Below are 17,954 nucleotides of genomic sequence, written 5' to 3'. Positions count from 1 at the left end.
AATTTACTGACGGAATGCTTAAAAGTCCTCTGTCAGTAAATTTTTTTATTTTTTTAGTAATTTTATTAGATGTTCTAGTTCATCAAGATTATCAAAGTGAATGGATAAATTCCCTTGATATTTTTTATTTGCTTGAATCTTAACCCTATTTCCCAATTTTTTCATCAGTTCTTTTTCAGTTTCGTCAGTAAAAAGATTGATATTTAATTTACTGACAGATTTGTCAGTAACTTTTTCTTCACCATAAATAATAGCTTCAAGTGCTCTGACATTGAGCTGCTCTTTAATTATTTTATCAACGAGCTCTAATTGCTTTTTAGGATTTTTTTCAGCTAAAAGTGTTCTAGCGTGAGCAGGTGAAATCTCTCGATTTTCAACATGCTTCAAAATTGTGTCAGGCAAACCAAGTAAACGAATAAGATTAGAGACATAAGACCTTGATTTTCCAAGGGCCTTAGCGATTTGATCGTGGGTCATTCCCAATTTGTCAGCCAGTTGTGCCAAGCTTTTGGACTCTTCTAGGGGATTGAGATTTTCTCTCTGCAAATTTTCTAAAATTGAGAGAGTCATCATTTCTTCATCAGAATAGCTTCTAATAATTGCTGGTATAGTTTCTAAACCAGCTAATTTTGAAGCTTGAAACCGACGTTCACCTGCTAAAAGCTCATAGCCAACAAGTTTTGATTTACGAACGATTATGGGTTGTAAAACGCCATTTTCTTGGATAGAATTAGCCAATTCTTTTAATTTATCCTCATCAAAAACAAGACGAGGCTGGTAAGGGTTTTTTACAATTGTTGACAACTTAAGTTGAGTGATTTGTTCTACCATATTTTTCACTTTCTGTCAGTAAATTTTATTGTGCTCTATTTACTGACAGATTTGTCAGCTCCTCTTTTTTTGTTCATCAATCCATTCTTTACGACTGTGGAGTGCTTTTTCATATCTTCCCATATCATCAGGACGGAAATAATCAGCATTTTTAATTTTATCAGGTAAGTACTGTTGGTTTACCCAGTGATTAGGAAAATTATGAGCATATTGGTATTCTACAGACCTTCCTAAATCCTTTGCCCCAGCGTAATGGCCATCCTGTAAGTGTGGTGGGACAGCAAGATTTCCATATTTTCCTAAATCAGCAATGGCTTCATCCATCGCTAAATAAGCCGCATTTGATTTAGGGGATAAAGCCAAGTCAATAATGATATTGGCAAGGGGAATCCGTGCCTCAGGAAAACCGAGTTTTTCGGCTGCTGATAATGCTGAAACCGTATGAAGTGCGGCATCAGGATTTGCTAAACCAATATCTTCATAAGCCATAACGGTTAAGCGCCGGGCTAGACTCTGCAAATCTCCGCCCTCAATTAAACGAGCCGCATAGTGTAAACTTGCGTTGACATCAGAACCACGAATTGACTTTTGTAAAGCAGAAAGCAAGTCATAATGAGCATCGCCATCTTTATCAAAAGTTGCAGCTTTTCTTTGCAAAGAATTTTCCATATCATCTAAAGTGACATGGTGTTCTTCTGAGGAAAGAACGGCTAATTCTAAGGAATTAAAAGTAGAACGTAAATCCCCATTAGTTGAATGAATTAAAAAGTAAAGTGCATCATCGTCAATGGTCACATCAAAATCAAATCCACGTTCTTTATCTTGTAAACTTAGGTTTACAGCAAATTCTAAATCTTCTGGTTCTAAAGGTTTTAATTCAAAAATCTGTACGCGAGAACGAATCGCTGGAACAACTGAAAAATAAGGGTTTTCGGTTGTTGCTCCAATTAAAATAATTTGTCCGTTTTCTAAAAGTGGTAAAAGAAAATCTTGTTTAGGTTTGTCTAGGCGATGAATTTCATCAAGTAATAAAACAAGCTGACCAGAAAATTCGGCTTCTGAGGCAATTTCTTGAAGTCTTTTTTTAGTGTCTGTCGTTGCATTAAATGTCCGAAATGCGACATTCATTGTTCCAGCAATCGCTGAAGCAATTGAAGTTTTACCAATGCCAGGAGGTCCGTAGAGAATCATACTTGAAAGAAGTTGAGTTTCGACCATTCGGCGAATGATTTTTCCTTTACCAACTAAATGTTTTTGTCCAACAATTTCATCAATATTTCTTGGTCTCATTCGTCTTGCAAGATTTTGTGCCATATTATTCTCCAATCCATAGGTTTACAACAAATGTAAATCTGGTTTACATAAGGCTTTTGTCTAGATAGAAGGCGAGAATGCAATCATCAATATATTCACCATCAATGAAAAATTCTTTTTTCAAACGTCCTTCTTCAACAAAGCCTAATTTATTATAAAGTTTCAAGGCTGCTGGATTTGAACCCATCACTTGAATTGTAATTTTTTTGAATCCTTCTTTTTTTGCAAAATCAATAAAGAAGTTTATTAGTGTAGTAGCTACGCCCTTACCTCTGGCTTCTTGTGCTGTCATAATGCCAAAGGTGACAGTATGTCTTCCAAATTCAGATTTGTGGCGGGGGCCGTAATCAAGTATTCCAAGAATTTCATCATTTTCTACTGCCAGAAAATAAGTGGTTCCAGTCATAATTTTACCGATAATTTTTTCTGCTGAGGAATCCATGACATGTGGAGTTGAAGCTAGGGTCCAGTTTTCATTTTCCAATTGAGCAACTTTGACAAAGTCACGTGGTTCTATTTTTCTAATTTCCATTAAATCTTTCTCCAAATTCTAAAAAAATATCTATTTACACATTATAAACGTAAAAAAGCTATTAAATGAACTGATTTATTAAGTCTTGCGACTTTTCTAGAGCAAATTTTTGTTATAATTATTTTAACATAATATAAAGAGGGTGTGAACAATGGCTAAATTTGGATTTTTAGATGTTTTGGAAGAAGTTTTAGAAAAAGGATTTACTTATGATTTTGAAATGAATTGGGATAAGCGTAATTTTGCGGTAGAAGTCAGCTTTTTACTAGAGGCAGAAAATAGTTCTGGAGCGCTTTTGACTGATGCAGAAGGAGTAGAATCAGCAGAAAATATCGTCTATGAGGATGCAGTTTTATTTTATAATCCCGCTAAATCACGTTTTGATGAAAATGATTATTTGGCAACAATTCCTTATGGTGAAAAAGGCTTATCTCGTGAATTTTTGGCTTATTTTGCTCAATTTTTACAAGAAAGTGCCGATCAAGGCTTGGATGATTTAATGGACTTTCTAGCTGATGAAGCTGCCGAAGAATTTTCAGTCAATTGGGATAAAGAAGCTTTTGAAAATGGCATTGCTGATTTATCTGAAACAGACTTTTATAAGTATCCAAGATATTAAGAAATTTAGAAAGATTTAAGAAATAAAAAATGAGTATTTTAAATGTAAAAAATCTATCCCACGGTTTTGGTGACCGCGCAATTTTTGAAGATGTAAGTTTCCGTTTGCTAAAAGGTGAGCACATCGGCTTTGTTGGGGCAAATGGTGAGGGTAAATCAACTTTCATGAATATTATCACAGGAACTCTGGTTCCTGATGAGGGAAAAGTAATCTGGTCGAAAAAACACCGGGTTGGCTATATGGATCAACACGCTGTGCTTGGAAAAGGTAAAACGACACGTGAAGCATTGGCTGAGGCTTTTCAATATCTTTTTGATATAGAAGCGCAAATCAATGATACTTACATGAAAGTGGCAGAAATGTCAGAAGATGAGATGAATGCTGCGCTTGAGAATGTAGGAGAACTTCAAGAAGAATTGGATAATAGTGACTTTTATCTCATTGATGCCAAAGTTGAAGAAACAGCACGAGGTCTTGGTTTAACTCCTCTTTTGGATAAAGATGTAGCCGAGCTTTCTGGAGGGCAAAGAACAAAAATTTTACTTGGTAAACTTTTGCTTGAAAAACCAGATATCTTGCTTTTGGATGAACCAACAAACTATTTGGATGAAGAACATATTTTATGGTTGAAAAATTACCTTAAAAACTATGAAAATGCCTTTATTTTGATTTCGCATGATGTGCCATTTATGGATGAAGTGGTCAATATCATTTATCATGTGCATGGTCTAGGGATTACCCGCTATTCAATGGGGTATGCGGAATTTGAACGTGTCTTTGAAGAGAAAAAGGCACAGCTTGAATCTTTGCATAATGCGCAGGTCGCTGAGCAAGCTAAACTTAAAGATTTCATTGCCCGTAAAAAAGCGAATGTGGCAACATCTGGTCAAGCAAAAGCGCGTGAGAAAAAATTGGCGAAAATGGAAATTGTTGAGACTATTTCTGAAAAGCCAAAACCTCATTTTGATTTTAAATTTAGTAGAAAACCAAGTCGTCTCGTTTTTGAGGCAAAAGATTTAGTTATTGGTTACAATGAACCTTTGTCGTCAGAAATTAATTTAAAAGTAGAAGCTGGACAAAAAATTGCCTTTATTGGTTCCAATGGGATTGGGAAATCGACTTTGCTTAAGAGTTTAATGGGCTTGATTCCAAGTCTTGATGGGGAAGTTGAAAAAGGAAATTTCCAAGATATTGCTTACTATGAGCAAGAAATCAAAAATCCTTCGCAAAAAACGGTACTTGATGATTTATGGGATGAGTATCCAAGTTGGAATCAAGCAGAACTCCGCGGGGCACTTGCTCGGGTGGGCTTGACGGCTAAACAAATTGAATCACGTGTTTATGTTCTTTCAGGTGGAGAACAAGCAAAATTACGTTTTGCTAAATTAATGAATACCGAATCTAACATTCTCATCTTGGATGAACCAACCAATCATTTGGACGTGGACGCTAAAGAAGAACTCAAGCGTGCACTTATTGAATATCCGGGAACTGTTTTGATGGTTTCACATGAACCAGAATTTTATGAAGGTCTAGTTTCTGATGTCATTAACTGTGAAGAATGGACAACTCGTATTTTGTAATTACTGATTAATTCTTATGCTAGTTCATCTCTAATTTTTCTTAAAAACTGGTAGTTGAACTGCAGTTATACTAGCTTGCACAAACACAAGAAATGGTTTGCATGAAAAATTAAACAGTATTAGGAGAAAAATGACTCAGAAACTTCATCCTTGGGAAAATCCCGAACAAGATTATGCACGAACTTTGGCAAAACGCCGCTCAGAGCGGCGTTATCGGAGCTTACAGTTAGTAAAGACGCTTAAAATTTTACTGACAGAATTTAAAAAGTACGATGTGAACAATTTTAACTCAGAGATATTGAGTTGGATTGATTTGCTTGAAGATGCTGTTGAATATGTTGATGATGAAGATTTTAAGTCAGCAAAAAAATTTGTTTCGCGAATGCAAAGAGAACTAAAAAAACTTGAAAAGTAAATTTTTTGCTGACAGGAAAGAGGACTTTAAGGTCACTATGAAAAGCTATAGTTTTCAAGCTGAACTGGAAATTATCGGTATCAATCCCTTTGTGGCTGTACCGCCAGATATTTTGCAGAAAATATTTCAGGATTCAGGACGAGAAAAATCGCCCATTCCTATTTGTGGTCAGATTAATGAAAAAACTTATCAGCAAAATCTCATGTTTTTCAAAGGGGATTGGCGCTTATATGTCAATACGACGATGCTGAAAAATTCGCCTAAAAGAATCGGGGAAATCTTTGATTTTACAATTTACTATGATTCAGAGCCACGAATTGTCAAGCAACCACAAGTTTTAAGTGAAGCATTGGCCAAAAATCCGGAAGCAAAAAAAGTATTTGACCAATTAATTCCCTCTAAACAAGTTGAAATTAATCGTTATATTGCAAGGTTGAAAACAGAAGAAGCTATCGAGCGAAATGTTAGGCGAGCGATTGGTTTTTTACTGGGAAAGAACTCTTTTGTAGGCCGAGATAAACCATAGAAAGAAAGATGAAATAAATGAATAATTGGAATTCAATCACAATAAAAATCAGTCGGGAAGCCGAAGAGGCCATCTCAGCTTTGCTGATAGAGGCGGGTTCAGCCGGCGTTGAAATTAATGACAGTGCTGATTATCTCAATCACGAAGACCAATTTGGCGAAGTTCTTCCTGAAATTGAACAATCTGATTTTGTTGAAATTACTGCTTATTATCCAGAAAATATGCCAATTGTGGAACTCAAAGCCGAAATTGAACATAAAATCGCAAATTTGAGTGATTATTTTTCACTGACAGGTCTGTCAGTAACAACGAATAACCTGTCAGAAACAAATTGGGCAGAAGCTTGGAAAAAGTATTTTGAACCAGCACGAATTACGCATGATTTAACCATTGTGCCGAGTTGGACAGAGGATTACGTGGCGACAGGCTCTGAAAAATTGATTCGACTTGACCCTGGTATGGCTTTTGGGACGGGGACACATCCAACGACCAAAATGTCACTCTATGCCTTAGAACAAGTTCTTCGTGGTGGAGAAACGTTACTTGACGTTGGAACAGGTTCGGGCGTGCTGTCAGTTGCAGCTTCATATCTTGGCGCATCAGAAATATTTGCTTATGATATTGATGAAGTGGCTGTGCGCGTGGCTTTAGAAAATATTGAACTCAATCCTGGTCATGAAAAAATTCATGTTTCAGCAAACAATCTGCTTGAAGGAATTGACAAAAAAGCGGATGTCATTGTGGCTAATATTTTGGCTGATATCCTTGTTTTAATGACAGAAGACGCATTCCGCTTGGTCAAAGAAGAAGGCTATCTCATTATGTCAGGAATTATTGCTGACAAAGCGGACATGGTCATTGCATCAGCAGAAAAAGCTGGATTTTTCCTTGAAACACGAATGATTCAAGGCGAATGGAACTGCCTGATTTTCAAGAAAACAGAAAATCGTGAAGGCGTCATTGGTGGATAAAAGGCTTAAATAAAGTCGTTTATCTTTCAGTCAATGGAGAAGCACAATAAAGAAAAGATTAGATTCAAAACTTTATTCTAAGAAATGATTGGAAAAAATATGGCCAACCAATATTTTGTATTTAAAAAATTACCGGAACTGGGCGAAGAATTTATCATTGAAAATCAAGCAGCAGCTCATCATATTTTCACTGTGATGCGGGCTAAAAGTGGTGACCAAATCCGTCTTGTTTTTACTGATGGTGAAATTGGGCTGTCAGAAGTCATTTCGCCAAGTGACCAATCAGTGAAGCTGATAAAATTACTGACAGAGTCCTCAGAATTGCCTGTTCAAATTACAGTAGCTGTAGGATTTCCTAAAGGAGACAAGCTCGATTTTATTGTTGAAAAATCAACAGAATTAGGAGCTACAGCCATTTGGTCAGCACCTTTTAAAGCTTCTGTCAGTAAATGGGACAAGAAAAAACTGACAAAAAAACAAGAAAAATTGGAAAAAGTTGCTCTAGGAGCAGCCGAACAATCACGCAGACAAATGATTCCAGAACTTCAACTTTTTGAGCAATTTACTGATTTACTTGATAAGTTTACTGATTTTGACCAAGTTCTTATCGCTTATGAAGAATCAGCAAAAATGGGTGAGAAAACAATGTTCAAACAAGCACTGACAGAAATGTCGCTCAACCAAAAAGTACTTATCATTTTTGGACCAGAAGGCGGAATTAGTCCAGACGAAATCACAAAATTTTCCGATTTAGGTGCAAAAATGATTGGCTTAGGGCCGCGAATTTTAAGAGCAGAAACGGCTCCATTATATGCCCTCTCAAGTATTTCAGCTTATTTTGAATTATTATAAATAAAGAAAAATTTTTAGGAAATCGATTATGAAAAAACGTGCACAACGTAACAAAAAACGAATTCGCTGGGCTTCAATCCTCACAGTTTTCGTTCTTTTAATTGGAATAATTGCAATTGCTTTTGCTGGGGTTCATTTGTTAAGTCCTAAAACAAATACAAGCCCAAAAAGCAGTCAAACTTCAAGTCAAGAAAAAGCTAAAAGCACTGCCTCATCTAGTGCTTCTCAACCAAAAGAAACAAAATGGCTGGCTGGAACAAATGAAAATCAACTGCCCATTTTGATGTTTCATTATGTCACTTCAAGGGCTGATCAGCTCCCACAAGATAGTAATAACATCAATATTGTAACCTTTGAAAATGAATTAAAAGCGCTGAAAGAAAAAGGCTACACAACGGTTAGTGGCTCAGATGCCGAAAAAATTCTAACGACCAAAGAAAAACCAAGTGATAAAATGGTTTGGCTTACTTTTGATGATGGTTCAGTCACAATGTATACTGAAATTTTCCCTTTATTGAAAAAATACAATATGCACGCCACGAATTTTATTATTACAGGTTATGTGAATAAAGGCCAAGGCGGAATTTTGACCTGGGAGCAAATCAAGGAAATGAAAGCAAGTGGACTTGTTGATTTTGGCAGTCATACGGTCAGCCATCCTGATTTAGGAAAGCTCACTTTGGAAGCTCAACGAACAGAACTTGAACAATCAAAAGCAGATTTAGATAAAAACCTCGAGCAAAAAACAGATATCATCTGTTATCCAGCAGGGGGTTATAACCAGAATACCTTGAATTTAGCTAACGAGTTAGGTTATAAGTTTGGTTTGCTTGACCCGGGCCGTAATGGTGCTATTGCAATAGCAGCCAAAGAAAGTGATGGTCTATTAACGCTACCACGCTTTAGAATGATGAGTTCTACCACAACTGAGCAAATGCTACAAATGATTCAACCCTCAACCGATTATAATGAAAAAAATAAATAAACTCCGAATAATCGGAGTTTTATCTTTAGTTTTGCAATAGTCATCCTTTTGCTTAACCTACAAATGTGATAGAATAGATTAAATTAAGTGAAATAAACCTTAACTTACAAAATTTGATGAGATGATATATTAATCTAAATAAGGAGGAAAACTGGTCACCATTTTAGAGTCGTTTTTAAAATGGTCTAGTATCTAAAGTTATGCCTAAAGAACCAGATTTAACCGGAGCAGAGGTTGTCAATATCTGTTCTGACTACATGAATGAAACAGACCTTTTACTCGTAGAAAAAGCACTTGCTTGTGCTTCACTTGCCCATGCAGACCAATATCGTGCATCAGGAGAAGCTTACTTTGTCCACCCTACCCAAGTTGCAGGAATTTTAGCCAAATTAAAACTGGATGCCGTTACCGTTTCCTGTGGTTTTTTGCATGATGTTGTTGAAGATACCAATTTTACCCAAGGTGATTTGCAAGAATTATTTGGCGACGAAATTGCTGAAATTGTTGATGGAGTTACTAAGTTAGGTAAAGTTGAGTATAAGTCACACGAAGAACAATTGGCTGAAAACCACCGTAAGATGCTTATGGCTATGTCCAAAGACATTCGTGTTATTTTGGTCAAATTGGCTGACCGCTTGCACAATATGCGCACGCTTAAACATCTCAGACCAGATAAACAAAAGCGGATTTCACGTGAAACCATGGAAATTTATGCCCCTCTTGCTCATCGCTTGGGGATTGCCAGTATCAAATGGGAATTAGAAGATTTATCATTCCGTTATCTTGAAGAAGCAGAATTTTATCGCATTCGTGGTCTCATGAATGAAAAAAGAACAGCTCGTGAAGCGCTTGTTGCTGAAGTAATTGGTAAATTACAAGAACGAGTCGAAAAAGCTGGAGTTGACGCAGAAATTTATGGTCGTCCAAAACATATTTATTCTATTTATCGTAAAATGCACGATAAGAAGAAACGTTTTGATGAGATTTATGACCTGATTGCCATTCGTTGTATCACAGAAACAACAAGTGACGTTTACACGACTTTAGGTTATATTCATGACCTTTGGAAACCAATGCCGGGTCGTTTTAAAGATTACATTGCCAATCCAAAAGCCAATGGTTATCAATCTGTTCATACAACCGTTTATGGTCCCAAAGGCCCAATGGAATTCCAAATTAGAACACGAGAAATGCACCAAATCGCTGAGTTTGGGGTTGCCGCTCACTGGGCTTACAAACAAGGGATTAAAGCAAAAGTTGATGTTCATGAAATTTCTGAAACCTTGAATTGGATTCATGAACTTGTGGAATTGCGTGAAGAAGCTGGTGATTCAGCAGAAGATTTTGTCAAAGCCGTTCAAGAAGATATTTTATCAGATAAGATTTATGTCTTCACTCCAAATGGTGAAGTCCAAGAATTACCAAGAGGTTCAGGTCCTATTGACTTTGCTTATGCTATCCATACAAAAGTTGGTGACCATGCGACTGGAGCGAAAGTAAATGGACGAATGAAACCATTATCTGTTCAACTAAAAACAGGTGATCGGGTTGAAATTATTACCAGCTCAAGCTCTTTTGGACCAAGCCGTGACTGGATTAATCTAGTTAAAACTAATAAAGCCAGAAACAAAATCAAACAATTCTTTAAGAACCAAGATAAAGAATTGTCGGTCAATAAAGGCCGTGAAATGTTACAAGAAGCTTTGGAAGAAGGTGGATTTGTACCAAATCAGTATTTAGATAAGAAACATCTAGATGAAGTCTTCAATAAGATTAGCTACCGTAATGCGGAAGCTTTGTATGCAGCAATTGGATTTGGTGAGCTTTCAGCAACAACAATTGCCAATCGTTTAACTGAAAATGAACGTCGTGAAGTTGAGAGAGCCAAACAAAAAGCCGAAGCTGAAGAGCTGATGAAGGGTGAAGTTAAACGCGAATCAAGTAAAAACATCATGAAGATTCGTCACGATGGTGGAGTCAGTGTTTCTGGTATTGATAGCCTACTTGTTCGTATCGCCAAATGTTGTAATCCTGTTCCAGGGGACCCAATTGTGGGGTATATTACAAAAGGGCGTGGTGTTTCAGTTCATAGAGCTGATTGTCAAAATGTGCGAAGTATGGAAGACTTTGAACAAAGACTTGTTGAAGTTGAATGGGATGATTCAGAAAACTTAGTGAAAGAATATGTCGCTAATATTGATGTCTATGGCTTTAATCGTCCTGGATTACTCAACGATGTGATGCAAGTTTTATCAAATTCTACTAAAAATTTGATTTCAATTAATGCCCAACCCACTAAAGATAAAAAAATGGCGAATATTCACATCGCTTTAGGCATTAAAAATCTATCAGATTTGACTTTGATTGTTGATAAAATCAAAATGACCCCAGATGTTTATTCTGTAAAACGGACAAATGCTTAAAAAAAAGAGCTTGACTTAGTCAAGCTCTTTTAAATTACTTTCTTTAATAATATAATTGGGACGTTTTTTTGTTTCCAGGAATATTTTAGCGATATATTTACCAATAATTCCAAGAGAGAGAAGTTGTAAGCCGCCTAAAAGTAAAATCAAAACAATCAAAGTTGGGAAACCTTGGACAGGGTCACCGTAAATCAGTGTTTTAAGAAGATAAAAAATACTGAGTAAAAGTGAGGCTAAAAAACTAAAAAAGCCAACAAACGTCGCAATATTGAGAGGCATTTCCGAAAAATTTATAATCCCATCAATAGAATAACGGAGAAGTTGACTAAAAGACCAAGAAGTTTGACCAGCACTTCGTTCGTGATTTTCGTATTCTAAATAAGTTACATCATAACCGACCCAAGAAAAAAGCCCTTTTGAAAAACGATTATTTTCTCTGAGTGTCAAAATACTATCCACAACTTGACGAGTCATAAGCCGAAAATCTCTGGCTCCGTCTACAATAGGTGTAGTCGATACTTTATTAATAATCTTATAAAAAAGTCGAGAGAAAAATGAAATCAGTGGAGATTCACCAGAACGTGAAATTCTGCGAGCACCAACACTATCATAACCTTCTTGAAGTTTCTGATACATAGAAACAAGTAGTTCAGGTGGATCTTGTAAATCAACATCCATTACTGTAACAAGAGGTTCTGTAGTAGCTTCTAAACCAGCAAGTAAAGCTGCTTCTTTACCAAAATTTCTTGAGAAACTAATGTAGTTAATATTATCAACTTGACTCGCTAATTTTTTTATAAGAGGAAGCGTTTGGTCACTAGAACCGTCGTTTACAAAGTAAAAAACCTTTTTTAGCTCGAGTTTTTCTGTTTTGTCATTTACCTCTTTAATAAAGAGCTCAATCGTTTCTTCTTCGTTATAAACGGGGACAACAATCGCTAATTCTTCCATTTTTTTCCTTTATTGTTTTTTTATCTTATCTTAGTACCTATTTATGATAATACCTAAAGAGTCCTGTGATGTCAAGCTTTCTTTTGAGGTTATTAAAATGAATAAATGCCCAAAGAGAGCTGATTAAAATTGGACTTTTTGTGCTATACTGTCAGTAAAGAGATTATCATAGGAGTGAAATATAAAGATTATGAAAATAGTAATTCAACGTGTAAAGTCAGCTTCTGTCAGTGTTGATGGAGTCATTAAGGGAAAAATTAATCAAGGCTTTTTGTTGTTGGTTGGGGTTGAAGATGCTGACAGTAATTTTGATTTGGATTATGCAGTACGTAAAATCGCGCAAATGCGTATTTTTTCAGATGAAGCTGATAAAATGAATCTCTCTGTTCAAGATATTCAAGGAGAGATTTTGTCAATTTCTCAGTTTACTTTGTATGCGGAGACTAAAAAAGGGAATCGTCCGAGCTTTTCGGCAGCAGGAAAACCTGATTTTGCTAAAGCAATGTATGAAAAATTTAATGATAGCTTAGCTCAGATTGTGCCGGTTAAAGCAGGAGTTTTTGGGGCTGATATGCAAGTTGAGTTGATAAATGATGGCCCTGTCACTATTATTTTAGATACGAAAGAAGCTAGAAAAAATGCCTAAAAGACTGCAAAAAAGTAGCGTAAAAAAACGGGTTCCTGTTCGCTCTGTCAGTAAAATAAAAACTTATCAGTCCTCAGAAAAACCTGACCAAGTTGGTGAAATTTGGCAAAATAATATTATTGGCTCACTTGATAACGGTTATTCAAAAGAGCAGGCTAGAAAACAACAAAGTCAAAACCTGACTGAACGTCAGAAACGAAAAATTGAGGAAATGCAAAGCAATCCGGAGATGATTCAAGCGCGTGAAGAACTTAAAGAAGAGTTTCTCAATACGCATCCACAATATGCCAAGATGACGAGTGAAGAATTGCAAGAATCAATGACTCATCATGCTTTAGAAGATGAGAAGCTTAGAAAACAAAAGCTCCGTCATCACATTGAAGCATTTGCTGACGGAATTATTGCGGTCATCATTACTATTATGCTCCTTGAAATTCCTGTCCCTTCTGGTAATCAAGGTTATTGGGAGTTCATCAGTTCAGTTGGAATCTTCCTAGTAAGTTTTGTTGTTACAGCTAATTTTTGGTTCAATCGTCACAAGATTTTTGCTCTGACAGAGGAAATTACGGAAAAAATCATTGTTCAAGATTTTATCTTTATTGGTTTGCTTTCACTAATTCCGCTGTTGACCAAATGGATTATGGTTGCTCCAACATCATTTAGTGCCCTGAATTTTGGTCTGGTTTTGATTGTGATTTTACTTCAGCAGGAGCTTTTAAGTTATTCAATTACTAAAGATCATTTTCATAAAATGCCTAAATCATTTAAATTCTGGCGTCGTGTTTGGTTAATCAGGCTATTTTCAACTATTCTAATGAATGTTGTCATCATGATTATTGCCATTATTTTTCCATTTTATGGACATTGGCTCTTTGTTATTGTTCCTATTTTTAACTTTTTGTTCCGCATGGTTAATGACCGCAATCAGGAGGAAGAAGTTTATGCTGCTACACGTTCTATCGGTGTTCCTTATTTGAAAGAAGGTTAATAATGACTGTAAAAAATATTATTTTTGATTTAGGTGGTGTAATTTTAGACTTAGGTTTTGAACGAATGGTCAATTCCTTTGAGAACTTAGGAATAAAAGATTTTTCTGCTTATTTTAATCCGCAAAAGCAAGTCGATTTTTTTGAGAAATTAGAATTAGGTCTTATTTCTCCCGAAATTTTTTATGACAAGTTTAGAGAAGCAACAAATAGCCAACTGACAGATGAAATAATTGAAGAAAATTGGAATTTAATTCTAAAAGATTTCCAAAAAGAACGAATGGATTTACTGACAGAGCTGTCAGCAGATTTTTCACTCTATCTTTTTTCAAATACGAATGCTATTCACGCTAAGTGTTTTGAGCAACGTTGTATCGAAGAAATGGGTCAGCCTCTATCAACTTATTTTAGAAAAACTTATTATTCACATGACTTGCATTTAAGAAAGCCAACAGTTGAAAGTTTTCAAGAGGTTCTTCGTCAGTCAAATTTAAAGGCTGATGAAACTTTATTTATTGATGACAATGCGGATAATATCTTGGGCGCACAAGCAGCAGGTTTGAAAACTTATCATCTAAAGGCGCCAAAAGTACTGACAGAACTCAATTTCCAAGAAATAATTTACTGACAAGTCTGTCAGTAATTTTTTTTTGGAAAAAATATTTTTATACTGCATAAAGTTAGTTCTTGACAATTGTCAGACAATTCGGTAAAATACAGTTTATTGAAATTATTTAGTTACAAATTCAGAAAAATGAGGATTTATTATGGGATTTATGAGAAAAGCTGATTTTGAGCTTTATCGAGATGCAGATAAACACTATAATCAGGTGTTAACCACACGTGATTTTCTTGCACTAGGTGTTGGAACAATTATTTCGACTTCTATTTTTACTTTACCAGGTCAGGTCGCTGCTCAATTTGCAGGCCCAGGTGTTGTCTTTTCTTACCTGCTTGCTGCATTGGTCGCTGGTTTTGTTGCCTTGGCTTATGCTGAAATGTCAACAGTGATGCCATTTGCGGGTTCAGCCTATTCTTGGATTTCAGTCTTATTTGGCGAAGGTTTTGGTTGGATTGCTGGTTGGGCTTTGCTTGCGGAATATTTTATTGCCGTTGCCTTTGTTGGTTCAGGCTTCTCAGCAAATCTGCAACAATTGCTAGCGCCACTCGGTTTCCATCTCCCAAAAGTATTGGCCAATCCATTTGGTACAGACGGTGGAGTTGTCGATATTATTTCACTTTTAGTCATTTTACTCTCGGCAATTATTGTCTTTCGTGGGGCATCTGATGCTGGACGAATCAGTCAAATTCTTGTTGTGCTTAAAGTAGCGGCTGTCATTGCTTTCATCATTGTTGGGATTACGGTCATTAAGCCAGCAAATTACCATCCATTTATTCCACCACACAATCCCAAAACAGGTTTTGGTGGCTTCTCGGGAATCTGGTCTGGGGTATCAATGATTTTCTTGGCCTATATCGGTTTTGATTCAATTGCAGCCAATTCAGCGGAAGCTAAAAACCCCCAAAAAACAATGCCACGTGGAATTATTGGGTCGCTTCTAATTGCTGTTGTTCTATTTGCAGCAGTAACCTTGGTACTTGTAGGGATGCATCCTTACTCAGCCTATGCAGGAAATGCAGCGCCAGTTGGTTGGGCTCTTCAACAATCAGGTTATTCTGTTTTATCAGAAGTTGTAACAGCTATTGCACTTGCCGGAATGTTTATCGCCCTTTTGGGAATGGTTCTTGCAGGTTCACGTTTGCTTTATGCTTTTGGACGCGATGGACTTTTACCTAAAGGTTTGGGTAAAATGAATGCTCGAAATCTTCCAGCAAATGGTGTGTGGACCTTAGCCATTGTTGCTATTATCATCGGGGCATTCTTCCCCTTTGCTTTCCTTGCTCAACTTATTTCAGCAGGAACTTTGATTGCTTTCATGTTTGTTACACTTGGAATCTATTCACTTCGTCGTCGTCAAGGAAAAGATTTGCCAGAAGCAACTTACAAAATGCCTTTCTATCCAGTTTTACCAGCTCTTGGTTTTATTGGTTCATTATTTGTATTTTGGGGATTGGATGTGCAAGCAAAACTTTATTCAGGAATTTGGTTCCTTATTGGAATTTTGATTTATTTTGCTTATGGAAATCGTCGAAGCAGAAAATCAGAAGAAAAATAAAAAGATATTATAAAAAATGGTTTCAAAATCTTTTGGAACCATTTTTTTGTCATCATTTTGGAGCGGACAAAAATTGCTAAAATTACTAAAATAAGTTAAAATAGGGAAGTTATCAGCAACTATGATATGAGGAGTAAATTACCCAAAAATGAAAGAATATGAAAAACAACATCGAATCTTTTATGTCTTTTTACGCAATCTTGTCGCTTTTTTACTTTTGATTTTGAATGGAAAAAGTAAATACTACAATGTTGACCGAATTCCTAAAGATGAAAATTATATATTAGTCGCCCCTCACCGAATGGCTTGGGAGCCAGTTTGGTTTGCTTTTGCAACTCGTCCTAAACAATTTATTTTCATGGCGAAAAAAGAATTGTTTAAAGGTTTTGGGGGTTGGTGGATTAAAATGTGTGGTGCCTTTCCAGTTGACCGTGAAAATCCAGGAACTAAGCCTTTAAAACATGCGGTTAAAATGCTTAAAGAATCAGATAAATCAATGATTATGTTTCCATCAGGAAGTCGTCATAGTGCAGAGATGAAAGGTGGGGTTGCGGTCATTGCTAAAATGGCAAAAGTCCGAATTGTACCTGCCGTCTATCAAGGGCCTTTGACGATGAAAGGTGTTTTCAAGCGTCAAAAAGTTTCAATAAATATTGGACATCCAATTGATATTTCAGATATTAAAAAAATGGATGAAGCAGGCATTGCCGAAGTTAACCGTCGAATGGAAGTTGCTTTTGCAGAACTTGATAAAGAATTGAACCCAGATTTTCATTATGAAGCAAAATAAAAAACTCTAGCAAATTGATTTGCTAGGTTTTTTTTGACTTATTCTGAATCAAAAAGTCCTGCTTCTGTCAGATTGAAATCAGACAGAAAGCTCAAAATAATTGATTTTTCTTGTTCATTATATTTATCGAAAATTTGTCCAAGTCTAATATCCATGATTTTATGCATTTTATCGTGAATGGTCGCTACTTTTCGACCTTTGACTGTCAGGTGATAGAAAATTTTCTTTTTATCACTTTCAGATTGATAAGTAGTTAAAAACTGATATTTGATTAAATTTTGGACAGCACGAGTCACTCCGCCACGAGTGACGGATAATTTTGTGGCTAATTCAATACCGGTTAAATCTTCTTTGGTCAAAGCTGACAAAATGTGAAGGGCAACAACTGACAAAGTCAAAACTTCTTTTTCCAATTTATCATTATCTAATTGAGCTAAAATCCAGCTTCTTTCCTGAGAACGATTGTCAGTTGCATGTCGTAACTCATGCAATTCTTTTGAGATTTGTTGGTTTAGGTCTGCTGAGGTCATCTTATCCATGCTTACATTATACAATAAAAGGGAATTAGAAGGCTTTCCCAAAATTTTCTGCACTGGTAAATGCTTTTTCTTTTAATTCATCCGCACGTTCTGGGTAGCGAGCATATCCTTCTACGAAAAGTTGTTGACGGTTCTCGTCAGTAAGTCCTACCATTTTCATTGTTTGGTCAATATAAGCAGCACCTAAATCGTTAGCCATATGTGTTGGGTCTTGTTCATTATGATAAAATCCTCCGGCTGATTGAATATGAAGCGATTTTTTTCCTTCAAGTAAGCCAATCGGACCATTTTCAGTATAACGGAAAAGTTTTCTAGGCACAGCAATAACATCAATATATTGTTTCAATTCAGCAGTGACAAAGCCGTTGTACATAGGGTTGACGAAAACATATTTGTCAGCTGATAGAAATTCTTCTAAATATTCTTCGTGTCGATGTAGTAAATTTTTATCATCAGCACTCAGTGTATCAGGAGCATATTTATTACGTTTCCAAGCAGCAAAAGTTTCATTATCAAGAGCTGGGACCTTTTCTGAAAATAAATCACGGATGATTATTTTATCTAAAGGATGAGACTCTTGATAAGTTTTTTTGAATTCTTCTACTGTAGCAAGAGACCAGCTAAAGTCGTCAGTATGTGGGTGAGCTAAAATTATAAGTAAAGTTGTCATTTTTTTATTCTTCTTCCTTTTTGTTGATAAGCAACATTATAAACTTAATTTTGTTGCTTGTCAACATGAAAACGAATTAAATTCGAATTATTTGTGGTATTTCAGTTTGTAAAAGCTATGTAAAAGTGTTACAATTAATGGTAA

The 17,954-nt window shown here is 36.0% G+C and carries 19 protein-coding genes; 13 read left to right on the top strand and 6 right to left on the bottom strand.

Going from position 1 to position 17,954, the window contains the following annotated elements:
- Nucleotides 1-45 precede the first annotated feature (45 nt).
- The 3 genes from IAE52_RS09665 to IAE52_RS09655 are packed head-to-tail and all read right to left on the bottom strand — an operon-like array spanning nt 46 to nt 2,677.
- Complete coding sequence (locus IAE52_RS09665) at nt 46-831, bottom strand: ParB/RepB/Spo0J family partition protein (RefSeq protein WP_021722894.1); 786 nt, start codon at nt 829-831, stop codon at nt 46-48.
- A gap of 54 nt (nt 832-885) precedes the next feature.
- A complete protein-coding gene (locus IAE52_RS09660) occupies nt 886-2,145 on the bottom strand; it encodes a replication-associated recombination protein A (RefSeq protein WP_109990576.1) in 1,260 nt (419 codons plus the stop codon).
- Between the two features lie 43 nt (nt 2,146-2,188).
- Nucleotides 2,189-2,677, bottom strand: coding sequence for a GNAT family N-acetyltransferase (locus IAE52_RS09655; RefSeq protein WP_012896945.1), 489 nt, complete (start codon nt 2,675-2,677; stop codon nt 2,189-2,191).
- Between the two features lie 151 nt (nt 2,678-2,828).
- Here IAE52_RS09655 and IAE52_RS09650 point away from each other — a divergent pair, with 151 nt between their 5' ends.
- From IAE52_RS09650 to IAE52_RS09615, 8 genes are all read left to right on the top strand, one after another.
- A complete protein-coding gene (locus tag IAE52_RS09650; protein WP_010905112.1) occupies nt 2,829-3,296 on the top strand; it encodes a DUF3013 family protein in 468 nt (155 codons plus the stop codon).
- Nucleotides 3,297-3,325: 29 nt separating this feature from the next.
- Nucleotides 3,326-4,879 (top strand): ABC-F family ATP-binding cassette domain-containing protein, encoded by a 1,554-nt coding sequence (locus tag IAE52_RS09645; protein WP_033900266.1) that lies wholly within the window; start codon nt 3,326-3,328, stop codon nt 4,877-4,879.
- A gap of 130 nt (nt 4,880-5,009) precedes the next feature.
- Nucleotides 5,010-5,294 (top strand): hypothetical protein, encoded by a 285-nt coding sequence (locus tag IAE52_RS09640; protein WP_010905114.1) that lies wholly within the window; start codon nt 5,010-5,012, stop codon nt 5,292-5,294.
- A gap of 37 nt (nt 5,295-5,331) precedes the next feature.
- Entirely contained in the window at nt 5,332-5,820 is a 489-nt protein-coding gene (locus IAE52_RS09635; protein ID WP_033900273.1) for a YdeI/OmpD-associated family protein, read from the top strand.
- A gap of 17 nt (nt 5,821-5,837) precedes the next feature.
- Nucleotides 5,838-6,791, top strand: a complete 954-nt coding sequence (gene prmA, locus IAE52_RS09630) for a 50S ribosomal protein L11 methyltransferase (RefSeq protein WP_012896947.1) — start codon at nt 5,838-5,840, stop codon at nt 6,789-6,791.
- Nucleotides 6,792-6,890: 99 nt separating this feature from the next.
- Complete coding sequence (locus tag IAE52_RS09625) at nt 6,891-7,643, top strand: 16S rRNA (uracil(1498)-N(3))-methyltransferase (RefSeq protein ID WP_014570338.1); 753 nt, start codon at nt 6,891-6,893, stop codon at nt 7,641-7,643.
- A 28-nt stretch (nt 7,644-7,671) separates the two neighbouring features.
- Nucleotides 7,672-8,628 (top strand): polysaccharide deacetylase family protein, encoded by a 957-nt coding sequence (locus IAE52_RS09620; protein WP_012896949.1) that lies wholly within the window; start codon nt 7,672-7,674, stop codon nt 8,626-8,628.
- 200 nt (nt 8,629-8,828) lie between these two features.
- Nucleotides 8,829-11,051: a bifunctional (p)ppGpp synthetase/guanosine-3',5'-bis(diphosphate) 3'-pyrophosphohydrolase gene (locus tag IAE52_RS09615; protein ID WP_003132277.1), complete on the top strand. Its 2,223-nt coding sequence runs from the start codon at nt 8,829-8,831 to the stop codon at nt 11,049-11,051.
- A 15-nt stretch (nt 11,052-11,066) separates the two neighbouring features.
- Here the strand turns inward: IAE52_RS09615 and IAE52_RS09610 are convergent, their stop codons facing one another.
- Nucleotides 11,067-12,002, bottom strand: coding sequence for a glycosyltransferase family 2 protein (locus tag IAE52_RS09610; RefSeq protein ID WP_038603046.1), 936 nt, complete (start codon nt 12,000-12,002; stop codon nt 11,067-11,069).
- Nucleotides 12,003-12,192: 190 nt separating this feature from the next.
- On the opposite strand from IAE52_RS09610, the gene dtd reads away from it, so the two are divergent.
- The 5 genes from dtd (at nt 12,193) to IAE52_RS09585 (ending at nt 16,601) form a co-directional block, all read left to right on the top strand.
- Nucleotides 12,193-12,648 (top strand): D-aminoacyl-tRNA deacylase, encoded by a 456-nt coding sequence (dtd, locus tag IAE52_RS09605; protein WP_109990577.1) that lies wholly within the window; start codon nt 12,193-12,195, stop codon nt 12,646-12,648.
- Nucleotides 12,641-13,636 carry a TMEM175 family protein gene (locus tag IAE52_RS09600; RefSeq protein WP_021723310.1) on the top strand — a complete coding sequence of 332 codons (996 nt, stop codon included), beginning with the start codon at nt 12,641-12,643 and terminating at the stop codon, nt 13,634-13,636. The genes dtd and IAE52_RS09600 overlap by 8 nt, the downstream gene beginning before the upstream one ends.
- A gap of 2 nt (nt 13,637-13,638) precedes the next feature.
- Nucleotides 13,639-14,262, top strand: a complete 624-nt coding sequence (locus IAE52_RS09595) for an HAD family phosphatase (RefSeq protein ID WP_025016997.1) — start codon at nt 13,639-13,641, stop codon at nt 14,260-14,262.
- A gap of 139 nt (nt 14,263-14,401) precedes the next feature.
- Nucleotides 14,402-15,811 (top strand): APC family permease, encoded by a 1,410-nt coding sequence (locus IAE52_RS09590; protein WP_047206169.1) that lies wholly within the window; start codon nt 14,402-14,404, stop codon nt 15,809-15,811.
- Between the two features lie 148 nt (nt 15,812-15,959).
- Nucleotides 15,960-16,601: a 1-acyl-sn-glycerol-3-phosphate acyltransferase gene (locus IAE52_RS09585; RefSeq protein WP_003132283.1), complete on the top strand. Its 642-nt coding sequence runs from the start codon at nt 15,960-15,962 to the stop codon at nt 16,599-16,601.
- Nucleotides 16,602-16,639: 38 nt separating this feature from the next.
- On the opposite strand, the gene IAE52_RS09580 is transcribed toward IAE52_RS09585, so the two are convergent.
- Both IAE52_RS09580 and IAE52_RS09575 read right to left on the bottom strand, forming a co-directional pair.
- Nucleotides 16,640-17,131 carry a MarR family transcriptional regulator gene (locus IAE52_RS09580; protein WP_010905125.1) on the bottom strand — a complete coding sequence of 164 codons (492 nt, stop codon included), beginning with the start codon at nt 17,129-17,131 and terminating at the stop codon, nt 16,640-16,642.
- A gap of 34 nt (nt 17,132-17,165) precedes the next feature.
- Nucleotides 17,166-17,810, bottom strand: coding sequence for an NAD(P)H-dependent oxidoreductase (locus IAE52_RS09575; RefSeq protein WP_033900259.1), 645 nt, complete (start codon nt 17,808-17,810; stop codon nt 17,166-17,168).
- Nucleotides 17,811-17,954 lie beyond the last annotated feature (144 nt).

The sequence above is a fragment of the Lactococcus sp. S47 genome, from assembly GCF_016517475.1.
Classification (GTDB): domain Bacteria; phylum Bacillota; class Bacilli; order Lactobacillales; family Streptococcaceae; genus Lactococcus; species Lactococcus lactis.
The sequence above is the reverse complement of the archived record's forward strand: the minus strand, read 5'-3'. Positions and strand labels throughout refer to the sequence as shown.

What these genes read in the sequence shown, in the direction of transcription:
- IAE52_RS09600 (WP_021723310.1), top strand. Translation starts at nt 12,641, where the DNA reads ATGCCTAAAAGACTGCAAAAAAGTAGCGTAAAAAAACGGGTTCCTGTT.
- IAE52_RS09625 (WP_014570338.1), top strand. Translation starts at nt 6,891, where the DNA reads ATGGCCAACCAATATTTTGTATTTAAAAAATTACCGGAACTGGGCGAA.
- IAE52_RS09655 (WP_012896945.1), bottom strand. Translation starts at nt 2,677, where the DNA reads ATGGAAATTAGAAAAATAGAACCACGTGACTTTGTCAAAGTTGCTCAA.
- IAE52_RS09645 (WP_033900266.1), top strand. Translation starts at nt 3,326, where the DNA reads ATGAGTATTTTAAATGTAAAAAATCTATCCCACGGTTTTGGTGACCGC.
- IAE52_RS09595 (WP_025016997.1), top strand. Translation starts at nt 13,639, where the DNA reads ATGACTGTAAAAAATATTATTTTTGATTTAGGTGGTGTAATTTTAGAC.
- IAE52_RS09585 (WP_003132283.1), top strand. Translation starts at nt 15,960, where the DNA reads ATGAAAGAATATGAAAAACAACATCGAATCTTTTATGTCTTTTTACGC.
- IAE52_RS09590 (WP_047206169.1), top strand. Translation starts at nt 14,402, where the DNA reads ATGGGATTTATGAGAAAAGCTGATTTTGAGCTTTATCGAGATGCAGAT.
- IAE52_RS09635 (WP_033900273.1), top strand. Translation starts at nt 5,332, where the DNA reads ATGAAAAGCTATAGTTTTCAAGCTGAACTGGAAATTATCGGTATCAAT.
- IAE52_RS09615 (WP_003132277.1), top strand. Translation starts at nt 8,829, where the DNA reads ATGCCTAAAGAACCAGATTTAACCGGAGCAGAGGTTGTCAATATCTGT.
- IAE52_RS09650 (WP_010905112.1), top strand. Translation starts at nt 2,829, where the DNA reads ATGGCTAAATTTGGATTTTTAGATGTTTTGGAAGAAGTTTTAGAAAAA.
- IAE52_RS09660 (WP_109990576.1), bottom strand. Translation starts at nt 2,145, where the DNA reads ATGGCACAAAATCTTGCAAGACGAATGAGACCAAGAAATATTGATGAA.
- IAE52_RS09575 (WP_033900259.1), bottom strand. Translation starts at nt 17,810, where the DNA reads ATGACAACTTTACTTATAATTTTAGCTCACCCACATACTGACGACTTT.
- IAE52_RS09580 (WP_010905125.1), bottom strand. Translation starts at nt 17,131, where the DNA reads ATGACCTCAGCAGACCTAAACCAACAAATCTCAAAAGAATTGCATGAG.
- dtd (WP_109990577.1), top strand. Translation starts at nt 12,193, where the DNA reads ATGAAAATAGTAATTCAACGTGTAAAGTCAGCTTCTGTCAGTGTTGAT.
- prmA (WP_012896947.1), top strand. Translation starts at nt 5,838, where the DNA reads ATGAATAATTGGAATTCAATCACAATAAAAATCAGTCGGGAAGCCGAA.
- IAE52_RS09610 (WP_038603046.1), bottom strand. Translation starts at nt 12,002, where the DNA reads ATGGAAGAATTAGCGATTGTTGTCCCCGTTTATAACGAAGAAGAAACG.
- IAE52_RS09620 (WP_012896949.1), top strand. Translation starts at nt 7,672, where the DNA reads ATGAAAAAACGTGCACAACGTAACAAAAAACGAATTCGCTGGGCTTCA.
- IAE52_RS09665 (WP_021722894.1), bottom strand. Translation starts at nt 831, where the DNA reads ATGGTAGAACAAATCACTCAACTTAAGTTGTCAACAATTGTAAAAAAC.
- IAE52_RS09640 (WP_010905114.1), top strand. Translation starts at nt 5,010, where the DNA reads ATGACTCAGAAACTTCATCCTTGGGAAAATCCCGAACAAGATTATGCA.